The sequence below is a fragment of the Salipiger thiooxidans genome (assembly GCF_900102075.1).
Lineage (GTDB): Bacteria > Pseudomonadota > Alphaproteobacteria > Rhodobacterales > Rhodobacteraceae > Salipiger > Salipiger thiooxidans.
The window spans coordinates 33,074-49,223 of sequence record NZ_FNAV01000001.1; the positions used below are offsets into that span (position 1 = coordinate 33,074).

A 16,150-nucleotide genomic window follows, 5' to 3' on the forward strand; every position below is an offset into this window, starting at 1 on the left:
GGAACAGACGGGAGAGTGCCATGAGCGACACACGCAAGGTCCTGCGGGTCAGCGGGCCGGACACCGAACACTTCCTGCAGGGGCTCGTGACCAACGATGTCGCCCTGTTGAAGGACGGGCTGGTCTATGCAGCGCTGCTCACCCCACAGGGCAAGTATCGCGCCGATTTCTTCCTCGTCCCCGATGGCGAGGACATCCTGGTCGACGTGGCCGAGGGGCTCTACGAAGGGCTGGCCAAGGCGCTTACGATGTACAAGCTGCGCGCCAAGGTCACGATCACCGAGACCGACATCACGGTCGCCCGCGGTCCCGGCCCCGCGCCCGAGGGCGCCTACGCCGACCCGCGCGACCCGCGCATGGGATGGCGCGCCTATGACGGCCGCCCCGACGAGAGCGCCGACTGGGACGCGCTGCGCGTCGCCGCCTGCGTGCCCGAGAGCGGCATCGAGCTGACGCCAGACACCTTCATCCTCGAGGCCGGGTTCGAGCGCCTGCACGGCGTCGACTTCCGCAAGGGTTGCTATGTCGGTCAGGAAGTGACGGCGCGGATGAAGCACAAGGTCGAACTGCGCAAGGGGCTGGTGACGGTCGAGGTTAACGGTGCGGCACCGGTGGGCAGCGAGATCACCGCGGGCGAAAAGGCTGCGGGCGTGCTCTACACGCAGGCCGAGGGCCGCGGCATCGCGCATCTGCGCTTCGACCGCGCCGGGGACGAGATGACCGCGGGCGACGCGGTTGTCCGGTTCGCGCCATGAGCGTCGAGGCACTCGCCCGGGTGTTCGGCGCCGATGTCACCGCCACCGCGCCGCTGCACGGCGGCGACCTCTCCGAGGTGCTGCGGATCACCTTCGCCGACGGCCGCTCGATGGCGGTCAAGCGCGGGCCGCGCGTGGACACCGAGGCGCGGATGCTGGCGGCCATGGCCACCGCAGGTGCCCCGGTGCCGCGGGTGCTTCACCAGGCGGGCGACCTGCTCTGCCTTGAGTGGCTCGACGAGGGCACCGCCTCGCCCGAGGGCTGGGAGGCGCTGGGGCGCGGGTTGCGCACGCTGCACAACTGCACCGGCACCGCCTATGGCTGGCCCGAAGATTACGGCTTCGGCCCCGTGCCCATCGCCAACGAGACGATGGCGGACTGGCCCGAGTTCTGGGCGCGGCGGCGGCTGCTGCCCTTCCTGCCGCGCCTGCCCATGGCGCTGGCGCGCCGGCTCGAGGCGCTGGCCCGTGCCCTGCCCGAGCGCCTGCCAGCCCGCCCCTCGCCCGCGCTGCTGCACGGCGACCTCTGGACCGGCAACACGCTCTTCGGGGCCGGGGACGGCTGGATGATCGACCCGGCCTGCTACCACGGCCACGCCGAGGTCGACCTTGCCATGCTCGAGCTCTTCGGCGCGCCGCCCAAAGCCTTCTGGCAGAGCTACGGCCCCGAGGAACCGGGTCGCGCCGAACGTCGCGCGATCTACCAGCTGTTCCCGGCGCTGGTGCATTTCCGGCTCTTCGGCGCGGGCTACCAGAGCATGGTGGCACGGCTGCTCCTGGCCGCGGGGATCTGATCCCCGCGCGCCCTGCCCGTCCCCCGTCTCCCTCAGACGAGCTGCTTCTCTAGCAGCTCGACCGCGGGCCTTGCGCCTGCCCGTCGCATCAGCGCCGCCGAGGCGCCGTTGAAGGAATGCACCGTGGTGACCCAGCCTTCGCAGCCCTCGGAACGGATCCCGGTCTCGAAGCGCTCAACCAGCCGCCGGGCAATGCCGCGCCGGCGCCAGGACGGAGCCACCGCGATATGTTCGAGCACCGCGACCCGTCGCCCCCGCTCGACCGCGCTGGCGGGAATATCGCGGAGCTTCCACAGCAGGTAGCCGCGCGGCACCCCCTCGGCGCGGTAGACGAGGATCCGGCCCCCCTGCTCCATCAGCGTGGCGACGAACGCCTCGAGCGTCTCGGGGTCCGCGTCATCGTGGAAGCGGTGCGGGACCTGCTGCACGTGCAGCGCATTGAGCCCGCGCAGCAGCGAAGCCACGTGCGGCAGGTCGGTGTCGAGGAATGAGTCGATCATGAAAAGGGCCTCCTAGGCTTTGCGCCGGAGGCCCTTGCTGTTCTGAAAATGTCGCCCCCGGATCGCACGGGGACAAAGTGGTCGGCGCGCGGGTTATGCGCGTTCCGAATACTCCATGGTTTCAGTGTTCACGATGATGTCCTCGTCCTGCCCGACGAAGGGCGGCACGAGCACCCGCACGCCGTTGTCGAGCACGGCGGGCTTGAAGCTGTTTGCGGCGGTCTGACCTTTGACGACCGGCTCGGTCTCGACGATCTTGCAGGTGACCTTCTGCGGCAGGGTCGCGTTCAGCGCCTCTTCCTCGTGGAATTCGACCACGATGGTCATGCCGTCCTGCAGGAACGGGCGACGCTCGCCGAGGATGTCGGCGGGCAGCTGCACCTGCTCGTAGGTCTCGGTGTCCATGAAGATCAGCTGGCCGCCGTCTTCGTAGAGGAACTGCATGTCCTTCTGCTCGAGCCGCACGCGCTCGACCTTGTCGGCGGACCGGAAACGCTCGTTCAGCTTGGAGCCGTTGCGCAGGTTCTTCATTTCGACCTGTGCGAAGGCACCACCCTTGCCGGGCTTCACGTGGTCGACCTTCACGGCAGCCCAGAGGCCACCGTCATGCTCCAGCACGTTACCGGGGCGAATTTCGTTACCGTTGATCTTGGGCATCAGGGCTAAACTTTGGCAAAAGGTTGATGAACGTTTGCCGGCTCCTATATCTCTGTCGTCCTGCCCGTGCAAGACAACGAAATACGGAATGCCCGGAAAGTGAGCTATGCGCCAGCGTCAACGGTGCCTTGCGTTACAGATGTATCCGAATCAAACGGAATGGTCCATAACGCCACTCACGCCGGAAAAGACAAGAGCAATAATCAAAGGTCGAATCATGAAAGATTTCGTGGATAGCACTGCGTTCAATGCAGAACAGGGCAACCGTGCGCGGAAGCTCTTTGCAGCGGTGGTGCTGGCTGCGCTCGACGACGCGATCGCCGATGACAAGAAATACGGCAATGGCCCGGAACAGATCGCCCGTTGGGCGCGCTCGCGCGATGGACGCGAGGTTCTCAGCTGTGCCGGTATCGACCCGAACGAACGAGTCGTGTCGGGCCTGATGGAATTTGTCGGAAAGGGTGTGCGCACCTCGGTCGCGCTGTCGCGCGAAGAGAGCGAGCGTCGTCACGCCGCAGCATCGGCAGATCGCGCCGAAGCCGCCTGACCCCAGAACGCTACGTCAGAATGCATGAAAGGCGCGCCCGTCTCCCCGGGCGCGCCTTTCGTTTTGCGCGGCGTTTTTTGACGCGACGTTATTCGTAGTCCTTGCTCATCGCCATGCGGTGGATCTCACGGCGCACGAGCTTGCGGACGTTGCGGGTGATCCGCTCACCAAGCGCGCCCTGCAGCTCCTGCCGGATCATGTCCGACACCATGCCGCGCACCATCTCCTCGTCGACAAGCGCCACGGCGCCGCCCTCGGGCCGGGTTTGCGGCAGGGCCGTATCGTCGTTGCCGGGCCGGGGCGTGCCGCGCCATTCGGGGCCGCGCAGCACCGTGGCCTCGGTCTCGCGCTGCGGCTCCGCGAGCTTGCGGTCGTGGTCTTCCCACTCCAGCGGCTCCTGCGCGCGGTGCACGAAGGCAGCGTCGCCCTCGCCCGGCTCGGCGGGCGCGGGGCGGTTGCGCGCGATGAGCTCCTCGAGCGCGGCGATCTTGCCGGCGAGGCCACGCTCGGGCGTGTCCGCGGCCTGTGCGGGGGCTTCAGCGACGTCGGCCTCTGGACGACTGCCGGTCTCACTGTCCTCGACCTCAGGCTCGGCCCCCGTGGCCTCTTCGGGCTCGGCGGCCGGGAAGCTGCGACCCGAGTGCATCTCGAACTCGTCGATGCCGAAGCCCGCGGCATCGAACTCTGCCGCGAGGGTGCGGGCGACCTCTTCCTCGACGAAGCTGTCGAACAGCCCCTCGGTGTCGTCGCCGTCCTCGACGTAGTCGGGTTCCACCGGCGGGACCGGCACCTGCCGCGCTCCCGCCACGACCGGCTCGGAGAGCACGAGCGTCGGGTGGGTCAGCAGGATCGGGCCGCCATCGCGAGCGGGGGGCGGCGTCTCGCCGGACAGCTCCGCGTCCGGCACGCGCAGCGCCGGGGTGAGCACGAGCCGCTCCGGCTTGCCCTGCCGGTTGTCGGGCTCTTTGGCGGCTTTGGCAGGCTCATCCCGCAGCTTCGGGCGGGCGTCCTCGGAGACGAGCCGCCGGATGGAGGACAGTACGTCCTCGATTTCCACATTCGTCACTGGGTCTGACATTCAAGTTCCACTCTTGCCTCGGGAAAACTGTAGCCCGAGGCGCGATTCCAGACAACAGATCCGAAAAAACCTAATTTTTACCGAGGGCACGCAGCACACGATCGAGGTCTGCGCCCTGCTGCGACTTCACCGGAGCGGAGCGGACCATGTTGTAGTAGGCCGCCGGATCGTAGACCGGCACCGCGAGCCCGAGCGCCCTGGCGGTCAACTGACCGATCGAGGCAAGGACCGCGTAGGCGGCGATGGTCTCGTCCACCTGGGCCGAGATCTGCGCGGCGCGGGCGTCGAGAAGCTCCTGCTCGGCGTCGAGCACGTCGAGCGTGGTCCGGGCGCCCAGCGTCGCCTCCTCACGGATGCCTTCGAAGGCCACCCGCGCGGCGCGCACCTGCTCCCGCGTCGAGACCAGCGAGGCCTGCGCGATGCGCAGCTGCGCATAGGCGCTGCCCACCGCCTCTTCCACGTCGCGGCCGGTCGAATAGAGTTGCGCGCGCGAGGCATCGCGGTCGGCAATGGCCTGCCGCACGCCCGAGGTCAGCCCGCCGCCCTGGTAGATCGGGCCGGAGAGGCCGAGCGCCACGGCACCGCCACGGTTCGCTCTTTCGGAATCGAAGGTGTCGCTGGCGCCCCAGCTGCCCTGAAGCTCGACCTTCGGCTGCATCTGCGCCTCGGCGATCCTGACGGAGATGTCGTTGGCGGCGACCACGTGGCGAAGCTGGGTCATGTCCGGGTGGGTGGCCAGCGCCTGCGACTTGGCGTCGGGCACCGAGCCCGGCAGTCGCGGCAGGCCGCCCGGCGACTGCAGCGCGCCCGGGTAGTTGCCGACGATGGCGTTGTAGGTCTCACGGTTGACGGCGAGCTGGCCCTCGGCGGCGGCCAGCAGGCTGCGCGCCTCGGCAAGCCGGGCCTCGGCCAATGCGACGTCGGTGCGGGTGACCTCGCCGACCTCGAAACGGTCCTGCGCGGCGCGCAGCTCCTCGCCGATGACCCGGACGTTGTTCCGGCGCAGGGTCACCGTCTCTTCGGCGCGACGCACCTCCATGAAGGCGGAGACGGCGCTCAGCAGCACCTGCTGCTCGACCGAGACCAGCGCCGCGCGGGTGGCGAGCACCGCTTCCTTGGCGGCCTCGAGCCCGAGACGGCGCGCGCCGCCCTGGTAGAGCGTGAGCGAGGCGATGAGGTTCGCGCTGGCGGTGACATCGGCGCTTGGCGCCCAGCTGTAATCGCCGGTCAAGAGGTTGGCGTTGTTGGCCGAGCCGTAGTTGCGGCTGACGTTGCCCGACCAGCTCAGGACCGGGCGCAGTGCGGCGACGGCCTGCGCGACGTCTTCGTCGGCGGCCCGCAGAACCGCCCGGTTCTGGTCGAGCAATCCGCTGGTGACATAGGCGTTCGAAAGCGCCTCGGCGAGGGTTTCGGCCGACGCCGGAACCGCGTTGACTGCGGCGAGGCACAAGCCCGCCACCATTCCAAAGACCGTTCTGCGCGCCATGACTGCCCTCTCTGCCCGCGTTTCTTGCGGCGGCTGCGCTTCAGAGTGCGAACGCCGCTTCTTTTTTGTATCCGGGCAGCACCGGCGCGGTCGCGTTGAATGCGAACCGCCAGGTGATTGCCCCGTCGATCTTCCATCCGATGCGCACCACGCCCAGAGCCCCTTCCATGAAGAGGCAGGCGATGCGGCCACCGTCCTTGAGTTGTTCAGAGATTCCCGCGGGAAGCGCCTCGACGCCGCCTTCGATCACGATGGCGTCGTAGGGCCCGTGGGTCTTGGCGCCGTCGACCAGCGCGCCCACGTGCAGCACGACGTTGTCGGCGTATTCCGACAGAAGCTCCTGCGCCTCTTCGGCCATGGCCTCGTCTTCCTCGACCGCGACGACCGCCTCGGCGATGCGGGCGATCACGGCCGACGAATAGCCGTACCCTGCCCCGATATCGAGAACGAGGTCATCGTTGTCGAGATTCAGCGCGTCGAGCATCTTGGCCAGTGTCCGCGGCTCGAGCACGACCCGGCCCGGGGACAGCTCGACGTTGCGGCCGGCATAGGCCGCCTCGCGCTTGTCGTCGGGAACGAATGCTTCGCGCGGGATCCGCAGCATGGCCTCGATGATCGGGAACTTGGTGACATCCGAGGGCCGGACCTGCGTATCCACCATCATGCGGCGGCGCGTGGCGAAATCGGTCATCCGCTAAACTCTTCCGTTCAGTATGGTCTCGAATGTTTGTGCCACACTTGCTCCGCTGCCGCAATGACGGAGAGAAACGGATTCGCGCAAACGGGGAAAGGCGCAACACTGGCGCCTTTCCCCGTTGGGATTGATGGTAGGGATGCGACGGCGCGGTCAGGCGCCATCGAGGTCTTCAGTCAGGCTCTTCAATCGTCGTCCCGCGGGGTCCCGGCCTGTGAGGTCCCGGACCCGGACGTTCCGGCCGCGCCTCCGGCGGCACGCCCCGCGAGGAAGGCCTCGAGCAGCGCCGCGATGTTCATTGCGGGGGTGGGCGGCGGGACCGCAACCCTCGGACGGCGCGCGAAGAGCAACAGCAGAATCGCCAGGACGAGATACCCCGCCCCAACGACCAGCATCGCGATCAGCAAGTCATACGCCTCGGCCAACGCCACCAGCGCCGCGTCGGTGAAGAAGACAGCGGCAACGATCACGCAGACGAGCGCGAGCGCACCGAATACCAGTTGCCGAACGAATAGGCGCAGCCGCAGTTCGAGCGCGTAGAACATCTGGCCTTATTACCTCCGGGCGTTCAGGTAACCCAGCAGGAAGCCCGCCGCAGCGGCAATACCCACCGCCTGGAACGGGTTGGCACGGATCTGGCCGATGGCCGCGTCCTCGTATTGCGCCGCGCGACGGCCTGCCTCGTGCAGCAGCTCCTCGCCCTGAAGGCGCATTTCGCCGGCCTTTTCCTCGACCTTGCGCTTGGCGTCCTTGCTGCGGCGCGTGCCGATCTCGCCCACGAGCTCGGTGAGCCCGGCGAGGTCCTTGCGCAGCGTCGCGATCTGGGCGCTGAGGTCGTCGGCGTCGCGGGACCCCTTGTCGCTGCCCGACTGCGCCCCGGTTGCGGCGGCTTGTACGGATGCATTTGCCATGGTCCGATCTCCCTTCGGAAAGATGTGGTTGTCGGTAAAACGCGGAGCCGCGGGCAATGGTTCCGGCGTCCCCCGTCATTCTCTGTGTCGGTCGGCTGTTCTGGCGGGCACCCTTGCGAGGTGCACCGGCAGGCCACCGTCCTGACCGCCGAAACAACGGCTTGCCGCGACTGTGCCACGCGCGTCGCCTCTCGCAAAGCGCGAACGCGCGTGACCCTCTGTCGCCCCTGCGCCGCCGCAGTCACCGGCAGCTTCACGCCGTCCCGGGCGCCTCGGAGGCACTGCGGTTTCGCGGCATCCCGCGGGAGCGTATGGTGTGAGGAGGGAAGAGACCAAGTGCAGGAGGAAACCTCATGTCCCGAAATACGTTGATACTCCTTGCGATTGTCGTGGTCGTCGCGATCATCGTCATGGCGACGATGGGCCAGGAGGAGGACGCCACCATGGCCCCAGAGACCAACACCGAGGAGGTCCCGGCGGCCCCCGCCACCGAGTGATGCCGGCGCTGCCCCGACTGCTTTCGTTCGGCTCTCGCGCCGCGAGGGGTCACTGAAGCCCGGCCGGGTCGATGCCCCCCTCGTCGCAGACGGCGCTCTGCGGACCGCCCGCGAGGATCAGCGCGCCGATGTCGGCGCCCCCGGGCAGCTCGGCCCTTGAGCGTGACTGTGATGTCCTGCACCAGCACCCTGCCCCGTCGCCCTTGCACTGCATCTGCACCCGCTCGCCGGCGCCTGCACCGAAGTCCTGGTCGAAGACGGCGCAGCTCGGCGCTGGTCACGCTGCCGCCCACTCGTATTTCAGGGTGCGCCACAGCCTCTTGATGAAAATGTTGTCCCGGAACCGGCCTTTCCCATCCATTGATATGCGCACCCCAGATCGGCGGAGCCGATCCGTCCAGGCGAAGGACGTGAATTGGCTGCCCTGATCCGTGTTCATGATCTCGGGCGGGCCGAACTTGTGGATGGCCTCATTCAGCGTTTCGACGCAGAACTGGGCTTCCAACGTATTCGAGATCCGCCAGGACAGAACCTTGCGGGTGTGCCAGTCCATGATCGCCACGAGGTAGAGGAACCCACGCCGCATCGGCAGATAGGTGAGGCGTTGTTGCAGAACTCTGGCTGCGGGCGATTCACAGTGTGAATCCAGCCGGTTAGACGGTCTGCATGAGCAAGCCTTTTCCCGCCCGCTACGGCACGACGAACTGGTCCAGCTACAACACTGCCTTGCGCAAGCGCGGCTCAATGTTGATCTGGATAGACCGGAGAGATGGCTTGGCTTGCGCCGCATGAATGCCGGCTCGGACGTCCATGGGGCTTCTCACGAAGGCGGAGGAGAACCCGGCCAAGGGCATCAAGGCGTTGAAATACGAGAAGAAGGAGCGCGAGCCATCGCCGGACACGATGGTTGCCGCCTTCCGCAAGGCCTACGCCTACGGGACCCGTGAGCGCACACTGTTCGAGATGTGCCTCGGGACCGGGCAGCGCATCGGTGACGTGCTCAGGATGCAGTGGGGACACGTCCGGGGCGACACGATTCTCGTGATCCAGGGGAAGACCGGCGCTCGGCTTGAGATACCTCTCACGCCGCACCTGTCGGCAGCGCTGGAGGCCACGGAGCGCCAAAGCCTCTTCATCCTGACCAAGGATTTGTCGAAGACGAAGCGGCCGGGACAGTGGGAGTATCGAGGAGCATCAGACGCGATGCGTGCAGCGAGAGAAGCAATTGGCGCACAAGACTACGACCTGCACGGCCTGCGCTACACAGCCGCCGTCGAGCTTCTTCTCGCTGGCTGCAGCGATGACCTGATCTCAGCCGTCACGGGCCAGAGCGGCGCGATGGTACGCCACTACACACGGCACGTCCGGCAGCGTGTCAGTGCACGTGAAGCGCAGGTGCGCCGCGGGTGATTTTCAGCTTGAGAACAGAACAGAACGGAACGTGAAAGTGTGGCAATCTGTGTGGCGGAAGGGCTTGCGCGCCTCGAAAGGATGGTCTAAACGCCCGCTACCACTGGGCGACGGCGAGTTGGCGGAGTGGTGACGCAGCGGATTGCAAATCCGTGTACACCGGTTCGATTCCGGTACTCGCCTCCAAATTTCCCATTTTATTTCAATAACTTAGACCATTTCGCCTTGCCTTGCGGGCGCGCGAACAAAGTGCGTACATCCGAGGACGAAGCGGGAACAGCAAGCTGACTTTTGTTCCAAAACTTCGTTCCGGTTTCCGTCACGCGCTGGCTCCGAATGTCTCAAATTTTCACAAGTATATGAATTATAATCTATATTTTTCTCCTGTGCCCGCGTCTGACGCAGCGGAGATGTCGTCCGTTGATTAGAGGCGAGCACTCGGGACTAACGTAGACTACGCGCCTTCCGGGCGGTGGGGAATCTGTCCGCAGGATTTCGTTGCGCGACAGCTCCGGCGGTGCCAGGTTTCCAGGGTTTGGCGTTCTTGCGGGGCGGTATGATTGCGGCGGCACCTCGGGCGGCGATGGCGTCGTGGCACTTGCGCGTGTCGAAGGCGCCATCGGCGGTGACGGTGGCGATCTCCTGCTGGGGCGGGATCTGGTCGAGCAGCTCGGGCAGCATGGGGGCGTCACCGATCTCGCTGGTGGTGAACTCCGCGGCCCGGATTTCCAGTGATTATTCGTCGATACCGATGTGGATCTTGCGCCAGACCCGCCGCTTCGTGCCGCCGTGCTTGCGGGCGTTCCACTCCCCTTCACCCTCGACCTTGATCCCGGTTCTGTCCGCTGCCCGGCAGGGCATTGCGCAGCAATGTCCCGAGAGGGACCAGCAGGTGCAGCGGACCGTCCGAGCCGCGATAGGGGATGTTCACCTTCAGCATCTTCTGGCGACGCGACAGCGTGCTGAAGTCGGGCACCGTCCAGTCGAGGCCGATCAGCCGCAGCAGGCTCTCGACGAACCCGGTCGTCTGCCTGAGCGCCATGCCGAACAGCACCTTCATGGTCAGGCAGGTCTGAATGGCCGCGTCGCCGTAGTCGGGCTGCCGCCCGCGCTTGCCGGTCGGTGTGGCTTCCCAAGTCATCGAAGGGTCGAACCAAGCTCTCGTGACATTGCTGCGCAATGCACTGACGGTTAGTGGATCGTCAGCGAGCCGCGGCGCTTCAGCGCTTCGTTATAGGCGGGCCAGTTCCTGGTCTTGTAGGTCGGGGGCGTTGGTCTGCTCATGCAGTCCAGCTACCACGCCGGATTCACGAGATGAATCCCTCACGCGATTTGTGCAACAGAGTGACTCGCCTCCACAGACACCCATAAGCCCATGTTTTAAAAGGCTTTTGGATAATTTAGATTTGACCCCCTCATCTCACCCACCATCTTGGATGCGCTTGATTGAAACGGGATGACACACTACTTCATTCTTCGGCAAAGCGCGGACGACAAAGACTGATCTTTTTGTATCTGGAAAAAAGGCGGGGCTGGCTATTCTGAGCAGACTCGAGAGCTGGAATTTAGCCTCATGACGCGTTTTTCTTGGCCGCAACTTTGATCCGCGCCCTCTCGACACGGTGGCATGTCGGACACAACAGGGCGAAGTCCTTAATTGTTGTGTACCTCACGCCCTCGTCCAGCGGGTGCATGTGATGCACGTCCAATAAGGAGCGGGGATTGATGCCTTCGATCCCGCTCACCATCGACGGATCAAACTCGCAGTCGTCGCAATGCATGGCGTTCTCACGCCGTCGTTTCTTGACGAACTCCTGTGCGAGCCGTGCCGCTCGTTTGCGAACTTAGGCACGCCGCTCTTCTTCCATCCCTTCCAACGCACCGTCAGGTAGGTCTCGCTCAACCAGTCTGCGGATTCGGTCGTCAATCTCGCTTGCCTCGGCCAACACAAACTCGTCTTCAGTCCCAATCCATGCATTGGCAGCGGTATCCGCTCCATCGTCGCCAGAGCGCGCGGCCCAGGTATTTCGCCGCGCTCAGGGCCTCGTTTCGCGCCACGGCTCCGGCGGTGATGGTCTTCCAAGGCTTCGCGTTCTTGCGGGGCGGGATGACAGCATGGGCGCCACGGTCGGCAATAGCGTCGTGGCATTTACGTGTGTCGTAGGCACCGTCGGCGGTGACGCTGCCGATCCGCTCGTCTGCCGCGATCTGGCCGAGCAGGTCGGGTAGCACCGGGGCATCACCGATGTGGCTCCCGGTGATCTCGACAGCGCGGACCTCCAGTTTTTCCTCTTCAATCCCGAGATGGATCTTGCGCCAGACGCGCCGCTTGGGACCGCCATGCTTGCGGGCGTGCCATTCACCTTCGCCCTCAATCCTGATCCCGGTGCTGTCCGCTGCCCGGCAGGGCATTGCGCAGCAATGTCCCGAGAGGGATCAGCAGGTGCAGCGGCCCCTTGGAGCCGCGATACGGGATGTTCACGGCCAGGGTCTTCTGGCGCCGGGACAGGGTGCTGAAGTCGGGCACCGTCCAGTTGAGGCCAACCAGCCGCAGCAGGCTCTCGACGAACCCTGTCGTCTGCCGGAGCGCCATGCCGAATAACACCTTCATGGAAAGGCAGGTCTGGATGGCGGCATCGCTGTAGGTCTGCTGCCGGCCACGCCTGCCTGTCACAGCGGCCCCCCAGCTCATAGCGGGGTCGAACCAACCTCTCGTGACATTGCTCGCAATGCACTGCCGGTCAACGGATCGTCAGCGAGCCCCGGCGCTTGAGCGCTTCATTGCAGGCCGGCCAGTTCCTGGTCCTGCAGGTTGGGGGGGTAGCTCTGCTCATGCACACCAGCTACCACGCTGGATTCATGAGATGAATCCCACACGAGATTTATGCAACAGAGCCCTTCTGATGTTCCATGGCTCGCGACAGGCATCAGAATCACGTTTTTTTTCCGCACAATCTGTCAGTTGCACAAGCGATTTTGACGCCTACACAACTGAAAAAAATATTTCTTTTAATATCATGTCTTAGGATGATTTCAGGCCATTCCCAGTGCCGATTTGTACATCTCGAGGACTGCCTCTTCCGTCTTGTCGGCGAGGGCAGCAGGGGCGTGCGCATCGAGTGCCGGATCCCCGGCGCCGACATGACCCCCTACCTCGCCTGCGCGGCGCAGTTGGCCACGGGTCTTGCCGGGATCGAGGAAGAGCTCCCCCCTGTCGCCCGCCGCGACGGGCGACATCTACGGCGCCGAGGATGTGCCCGAGGTGCCTCGACCCTGCGCGAGGCGACCGCGATCTTCCGCAAGTCGAAGATGCTGCGCAAGGCGTTGGGCGGGCCGGTGGTCGACCACTACACGAGGGCGGCCGAGGTGGAGCAGGAGGACTACGACCGCGTTGTCACCGACTACGCGCTGCGGCGCTGGTTCGAGAAGGCCTGAGAGGCTGAGGCTGAGGCTGAGCTCCCGGCCGGCGGGATCGAAGTCAGGTCCGATGTCCCGAACGGCGCGCGGGCTGCCCGCGCCGGAGGACACCGCCGCCGCCACTGTCCTCGGGCAAACTACACCCTATCTTAGGCCACGCCGGTCACACGGCACCGCCCCCACCACAGGCCCACCTGCGCCCCCGACGGACAAGACCCGCCGGGGGCCGGAAGGCGGAGGCTCAGGCGCGCGGGCCGATGGTGGTGGTCAGCGAGCCCAGCCCGTCGACCGAGACCGTGCAGACATCGCCCGGCACCAGCTTGCCGACGCCCGCGGGGGTACCGGTCATGATCAGATCGCCCGGCTGCAGGGTCATGGTCTGCGACAGGATCGAGATCACCTCGGGCACCGTCCAGATCATCTCGGCGAGATCGCCGCGCTGCTTCTCCTCGCCGTTCACCTCGAGCCAGATCGCGCCCTCGGTCGGATGGCCGACCTCGGAAACCGGGTGCACCGGCCCCACGACGGCGGAATTGTCGAAGCCCTTGGCGAAATCCCACGGGCGCGACAGCTCCTTCGCCGCGTTCTGCAGATCGCGGCGGGTCAGGTCGTTGCCCAGCGCGTAGCCCCAGACGTGGCCCAGCGCCTCGGCCTCGGGAATGTCGGCGCCGCCGCTGCCGATGGCGACGACGAGCTCGGCCTCGTAGTGCAGGTTCCCGGTCTGCGGCGGATACGGGATCACCGCGCCGTCCTCGACCACCGCGTCGCAGGGCTTGGTGAAGAAGAACGGCGGCTCGCGGTCGGGATCGCGGCCCATCTCGCGGGCGTGCGCGGCGTAGTTGCGGCCGACGCAGAAGATGCGCCGCACGGGGAAGCGGTCGTCGCTTCCGGCGACAGGAACGGAGGGGGTGTCCATCGGGGGCACAACGTAGGCCATGCGGGCTCCTTTGCTGGGTCTGCGGTGTCGGCGGCCGCGATCCGGGGTCGCGGTTCTCGTCTCTTTGCACAGGCTTAAGGCCATCCGGCAGCGGGAAGCCAGCCCCTTCGGGCGCGCGCATTGACACCTCGCGGGAAACCGCGCTTGATCCGGGCTCAGGGACAGGCGGCGCTGAAGGATGTGCCGGCACAAAGGCAAGGACGGAACATGACGAAGACGGTGGCGGTGATCGGCGCGGGTATCGTTGGGGTCGCCACGGCGATCTGGCTGCAACGCGACGGACATCAGGTGATCCTGATCGACAAGGCGGGCCCCGCCGAGGGCACGAGCCACGGCAACGCGGGCGTGCTGGCCTCGTGCTCGGTGCTGCCGGTGACGGGTCCCGGCCTGTGGCTGAAGGCGCCGAAGATGCTGCTGGACCCGAACCAGCCGCTCTTCATGAAGTGGTCCTACCTGCCGAAGATCGCGCCGTGGCTGATGAAGTTCATGACCCACGCCAACGCCGACGCCGCCCGCAAGCGCGCCGCCGCCGCCGCGCCCATCATCGGCGACAGCCTCGCCGACCACCAGGCGCTGTCGGCGGGCACCGGCGCCGAGCAATGGGTCGTGCCGGGCGATTACGTCTTCCTCTACAACAACCGCGCCGCCTTCGAGGCGGACGCCTTCGGCTTCCAGGTGCGGCGCGAGAACGGCTTCGAGTGGGAGCTGCTCGAGGATCAGGCGCTGCGCGACTACGATCCGATCTGGGGCCCGCAGATGACCTGCGCCGCGCGTTTCCCCGGCCACGGGCGCATCACCGATCCCGGCCGCTATGTGAAGGACCTCGCCGCCCACGCGGTGTCGCAGGGCGCCCGGCTGGTCATCGGCGAGGTCACCGACCTTGCCCGCGAAAAGGGCGCTGTGACCGGGGTACGCGTGGGGGGCGAGACCATCCCCTGCGACGCCGCCGTCATCACCACCGGCGTCTGGTCCGGGCCGCTGGCGCGCAAGCTCGGCGTCAACGCGCCGCTGGAATCCGAGCGCGGCTACCATCTCGAGCTCTACGAGCCCTCGGTCATGCCCCGGAATCCGGTGATGATCGCCAGCGGCAAGTTCGTCGCGACCCCGATGGACGGACGCCTGCGCCTTGCCGGCATCGTCGAGCTTGGCGGGCTCGACCTGCCGCCGTCTCGCGCGCCCTTCGAGCTGCTCGAGAAGCAGATCCGCGCCGCGGTGCCCGGGCTGACGTGGAAGACGACCGTGGAGTGGATGGGGCACCGGCCGTCGATGGCCGATTCCCTGCCGATCATCGGGGAATCGCCGGCGGTGAAAGGGGCCTACATGGGCTTCGGCCACGATCACGTCGGTTTGACGGGCGGCCCCAAGACCGGGCGGCTTATTTCTCAGCTGATCTCGGGCCGGACACCGAACATCAATCTTGCGCCCTACGCCCCGGATCGGTTTCACTAGCCTCACCAAAAAACATTAGAACACAAACAACAGGGAGAGACAGATCATGAAACTCGCGAACACGCTGCTCGCAGCGACGGCGCTTGCCGGCATCGGCGCGGCGGCTCAGGCCGAGAAGTGGGACATGCCCATGGCCTACGCCGCGACCAACTTCCATTCGGAAGTCGGCGCCACCTTCGCCAGCTGCGTGACCGACGGCACCGGCGGCGAGCTCGAGATCGTGACCCACCCCTCGGGCTCGCTCTTCGGCGGCGCCGAGATCAAGCGCGCGGTGATGACCGGCCAGGCGATGATCGGCGAGCGTCTGCTTTCTGCCCACCAGAACGAGAACGCGCTCTACGGCGTCGACTCGATCCCCTTCCTCGTCTCCTCCTTCGACGAGCACGAGAAGCTCTGGTCGATCGCCCTGCCCTATGTCGAGAAGGCGCTGGAAGAGGACAACCTGCACTACGTCTACTCGGTGCCGTGGCCGCCGCAGGGGCTCTACATGAACAAGGAGCTGACCGACATCGAAGGCATGAAGGGCGTGAAGTTCCGCTCGTACTCGGCGGCGACCGCCAAGATGGCCGAGCTGACCGGCGCCCTGCCGGTGCAGGTCGAAGCGGCGGAACTGAGCCAGGCGCTGGCCACCGGCGTGGCCGAGAGCTTCATCTCGTCGGGCGCCACCGGCTATGACCGCAAGGTCTGGGAGCACCTGTCGCATTTCTACGAGGTCGACGCATGGCTGCCGCGCAACGCGGTCTTCGTGAACCTCGACGCCTGGAACGACCTGTCGGACGAGGCCAAGACGGTCATCACCGACTGCGGCGCCACCGCCGCCGCCGAGGGTCTGCAGAAGTCCATCGACTACACCAACTTCACGCTCGATGAGTTGAAGAAGAACGGCATGTCCGTCGAACGGGCCTCGGACCACCTGATGGGCCAGCTGCAGGAGATGGGCGAGGTCATGACCGCCGAGTGGCTCGAGACCGCGGGCGACGACGGCAAGGCCATCGTCGACGCCTACAAGGGCGAGTGA

The 16,150-nt window shown here is 66.1% G+C and carries 17 protein-coding genes, 1 tRNA gene and 4 pseudogenes; 10 read left to right on the top strand and 12 right to left on the bottom strand.

Annotated features, from left to right (window positions below):
* The first annotated feature begins 20 nt into the window (after nucleotides 1–20).
* Nucleotides 21–755: a CAF17-like 4Fe-4S cluster assembly/insertion protein YgfZ gene (gene ygfZ / locus BLQ77_RS00165; RefSeq protein WP_089954016.1), complete on the top strand. Its 735-nt coding sequence runs from the start codon at nucleotides 21–23 to the stop codon at nucleotides 753–755.
* A complete protein-coding gene (locus BLQ77_RS00170; RefSeq protein WP_089954019.1) occupies nucleotides 752–1,549 on the top strand; it encodes a fructosamine kinase family protein in 798 nt (265 codons plus the stop codon). The genes ygfZ and BLQ77_RS00170 overlap by 4 nt, the downstream gene beginning before the upstream one ends.
* A gap of 32 nt (nucleotides 1,550–1,581) precedes the next feature.
* Here BLQ77_RS00170 and BLQ77_RS00175 read toward each other — a convergent pair whose 3' ends face one another.
* Nucleotides 1,582–2,049: a GNAT family N-acetyltransferase gene (locus BLQ77_RS00175; RefSeq protein WP_089954021.1), complete on the bottom strand. Its 468-nt coding sequence runs from the start codon at nucleotides 2,047–2,049 to the stop codon at nucleotides 1,582–1,584.
* Nucleotides 2,050–2,142: 93 nt separating this feature from the next.
* Nucleotides 2,143–2,706 carry an elongation factor P gene (gene efp, locus BLQ77_RS00180; protein WP_008884739.1) on the bottom strand — a complete coding sequence of 188 codons (564 nt, stop codon included), beginning with the start codon at nucleotides 2,704–2,706 and terminating at the stop codon, nucleotides 2,143–2,145.
* A 217-nt stretch (nucleotides 2,707–2,923) separates the two neighbouring features.
* Between efp and BLQ77_RS00185 the strand changes: the two genes are divergently transcribed.
* Entirely contained in the window at nucleotides 2,924–3,253 is a 330-nt protein-coding gene (locus BLQ77_RS00185; RefSeq protein ID WP_040383876.1) for a DUF6280 family protein, read from the top strand.
* 88 nt (nucleotides 3,254–3,341) lie between these two features.
* Here BLQ77_RS00185 and BLQ77_RS00190 read toward each other — a convergent pair whose 3' ends face one another.
* From BLQ77_RS00190 to BLQ77_RS00210, 5 genes are all read right to left on the bottom strand, one after another.
* Entirely contained in the window at nucleotides 3,342–4,331 is a 990-nt protein-coding gene (locus BLQ77_RS00190) for a hypothetical protein (RefSeq protein WP_131821969.1), read from the bottom strand.
* A gap of 70 nt (nucleotides 4,332–4,401) precedes the next feature.
* Entirely contained in the window at nucleotides 4,402–5,817 is a 1,416-nt protein-coding gene (locus BLQ77_RS00195) for a TolC family outer membrane protein (RefSeq protein WP_089954026.1), read from the bottom strand.
* Between the two features lie 40 nt (nucleotides 5,818–5,857).
* Entirely contained in the window at nucleotides 5,858–6,508 is a 651-nt protein-coding gene (locus BLQ77_RS00200; protein ID WP_089954029.1) for a protein-L-isoaspartate O-methyltransferase family protein, read from the bottom strand.
* Nucleotides 6,509–6,696: 188 nt separating this feature from the next.
* Entirely contained in the window at nucleotides 6,697–7,056 is a 360-nt protein-coding gene (locus tag BLQ77_RS00205) for a phage holin family protein (RefSeq protein ID WP_089954032.1), read from the bottom strand.
* 9 nt (nucleotides 7,057–7,065) lie between these two features.
* Nucleotides 7,066–7,422: an ElaB/YgaM/YqjD family protein gene (locus tag BLQ77_RS00210; protein ID WP_089954034.1), complete on the bottom strand. Its 357-nt coding sequence runs from the start codon at nucleotides 7,420–7,422 to the stop codon at nucleotides 7,066–7,068.
* 353 nt (nucleotides 7,423–7,775) lie between these two features.
* Here BLQ77_RS00210 and BLQ77_RS28600 point away from each other — a divergent pair, with 353 nt between their 5' ends.
* Nucleotides 7,776–7,919: a hypothetical protein gene (locus BLQ77_RS28600; RefSeq protein WP_165616988.1), complete on the top strand. Its 144-nt coding sequence runs from the start codon at nucleotides 7,776–7,778 to the stop codon at nucleotides 7,917–7,919.
* 292 nt (nucleotides 7,920–8,211) lie between these two features.
* On the opposite strand, the pseudogene BLQ77_RS00215 reads toward BLQ77_RS28600, so the two are convergent.
* Nucleotides 8,212–8,520: pseudogene (locus tag BLQ77_RS00215) on the bottom strand (transposase); the annotation flags it as partial.
* Between the two features lie 65 nt (nucleotides 8,521–8,585).
* On the opposite strand from BLQ77_RS00215, the pseudogene BLQ77_RS28075 reads away from it, so the two are divergent.
* The 3 genes and pseudogenes from BLQ77_RS28075 to BLQ77_RS00225 form a co-directional block, all read left to right on the top strand.
* Nucleotides 8,586–8,742: pseudogene (locus BLQ77_RS28075) on the top strand (IS5/IS1182 family transposase); the annotation flags it as partial.
* A gap of 80 nt (nucleotides 8,743–8,822) precedes the next feature.
* On the top strand, nucleotides 8,823–9,329 hold the full coding sequence (locus tag BLQ77_RS00220; RefSeq protein WP_278184676.1) for a tyrosine-type recombinase/integrase: 507 nt from the start codon (nucleotides 8,823–8,825) through the stop codon (nucleotides 9,327–9,329).
* A gap of 112 nt (nucleotides 9,330–9,441) precedes the next feature.
* Nucleotides 9,442–9,515: transfer RNA gene (locus tag BLQ77_RS00225), tRNA-Cys, on the top strand.
* A gap of 294 nt (nucleotides 9,516–9,809) precedes the next feature.
* Here BLQ77_RS00225 and BLQ77_RS00230 read toward each other — a convergent pair.
* The 3 genes and pseudogenes from BLQ77_RS00230 to BLQ77_RS00240 form a co-directional block, all read right to left on the bottom strand.
* A pseudogene (locus BLQ77_RS00230) lies at nucleotides 9,810–10,613 on the bottom strand (IS5 family transposase); the annotation flags it as partial.
* Between the two features lie 287 nt (nucleotides 10,614–10,900).
* Nucleotides 10,901–11,110 (bottom strand): HNH endonuclease, encoded by a 210-nt coding sequence (locus tag BLQ77_RS00235; protein WP_089954039.1) that lies wholly within the window; start codon nucleotides 11,108–11,110, stop codon nucleotides 10,901–10,903.
* Between the two features lie 205 nt (nucleotides 11,111–11,315).
* A pseudogene (locus BLQ77_RS00240) lies at nucleotides 11,316–12,163 on the bottom strand (IS5 family transposase); the annotation flags it as partial.
* 193 nt (nucleotides 12,164–12,356) lie between these two features.
* Between BLQ77_RS00240 and BLQ77_RS28605 the strand changes: the two are divergent.
* Nucleotides 12,357–12,764 (top strand): type I glutamate--ammonia ligase, encoded by a 408-nt coding sequence (locus tag BLQ77_RS28605; RefSeq protein ID WP_375360190.1) that lies wholly within the window; start codon nucleotides 12,357–12,359, stop codon nucleotides 12,762–12,764.
* 223 nt (nucleotides 12,765–12,987) lie between these two features.
* Here the strand turns inward: BLQ77_RS28605 and BLQ77_RS00250 are convergent, their stop codons facing one another.
* Nucleotides 12,988–13,683: a fumarylacetoacetate hydrolase family protein gene (locus BLQ77_RS00250; protein WP_089954043.1), complete on the bottom strand. Its 696-nt coding sequence runs from the start codon at nucleotides 13,681–13,683 to the stop codon at nucleotides 12,988–12,990.
* Between the two features lie 207 nt (nucleotides 13,684–13,890).
* On the opposite strand from BLQ77_RS00250, the gene BLQ77_RS00255 reads away from it, so the two are divergent.
* Together BLQ77_RS00255 and BLQ77_RS00260 are read left to right on the top strand one after the other, a co-directional pair.
* Nucleotides 13,891–15,132 carry an NAD(P)/FAD-dependent oxidoreductase gene (locus BLQ77_RS00255; protein WP_089954046.1) on the top strand — a complete coding sequence of 414 codons (1,242 nt, stop codon included), beginning with the start codon at nucleotides 13,891–13,893 and terminating at the stop codon, nucleotides 15,130–15,132.
* A 46-nt stretch (nucleotides 15,133–15,178) separates the two neighbouring features.
* The gene (locus tag BLQ77_RS00260; RefSeq protein ID WP_089954048.1) at nucleotides 15,179–16,150 is read left to right on the top strand and encodes a TRAP transporter substrate-binding protein; all 972 of its coding nucleotides are present in this window, start codon (nucleotides 15,179–15,181) and stop codon (nucleotides 16,148–16,150) included.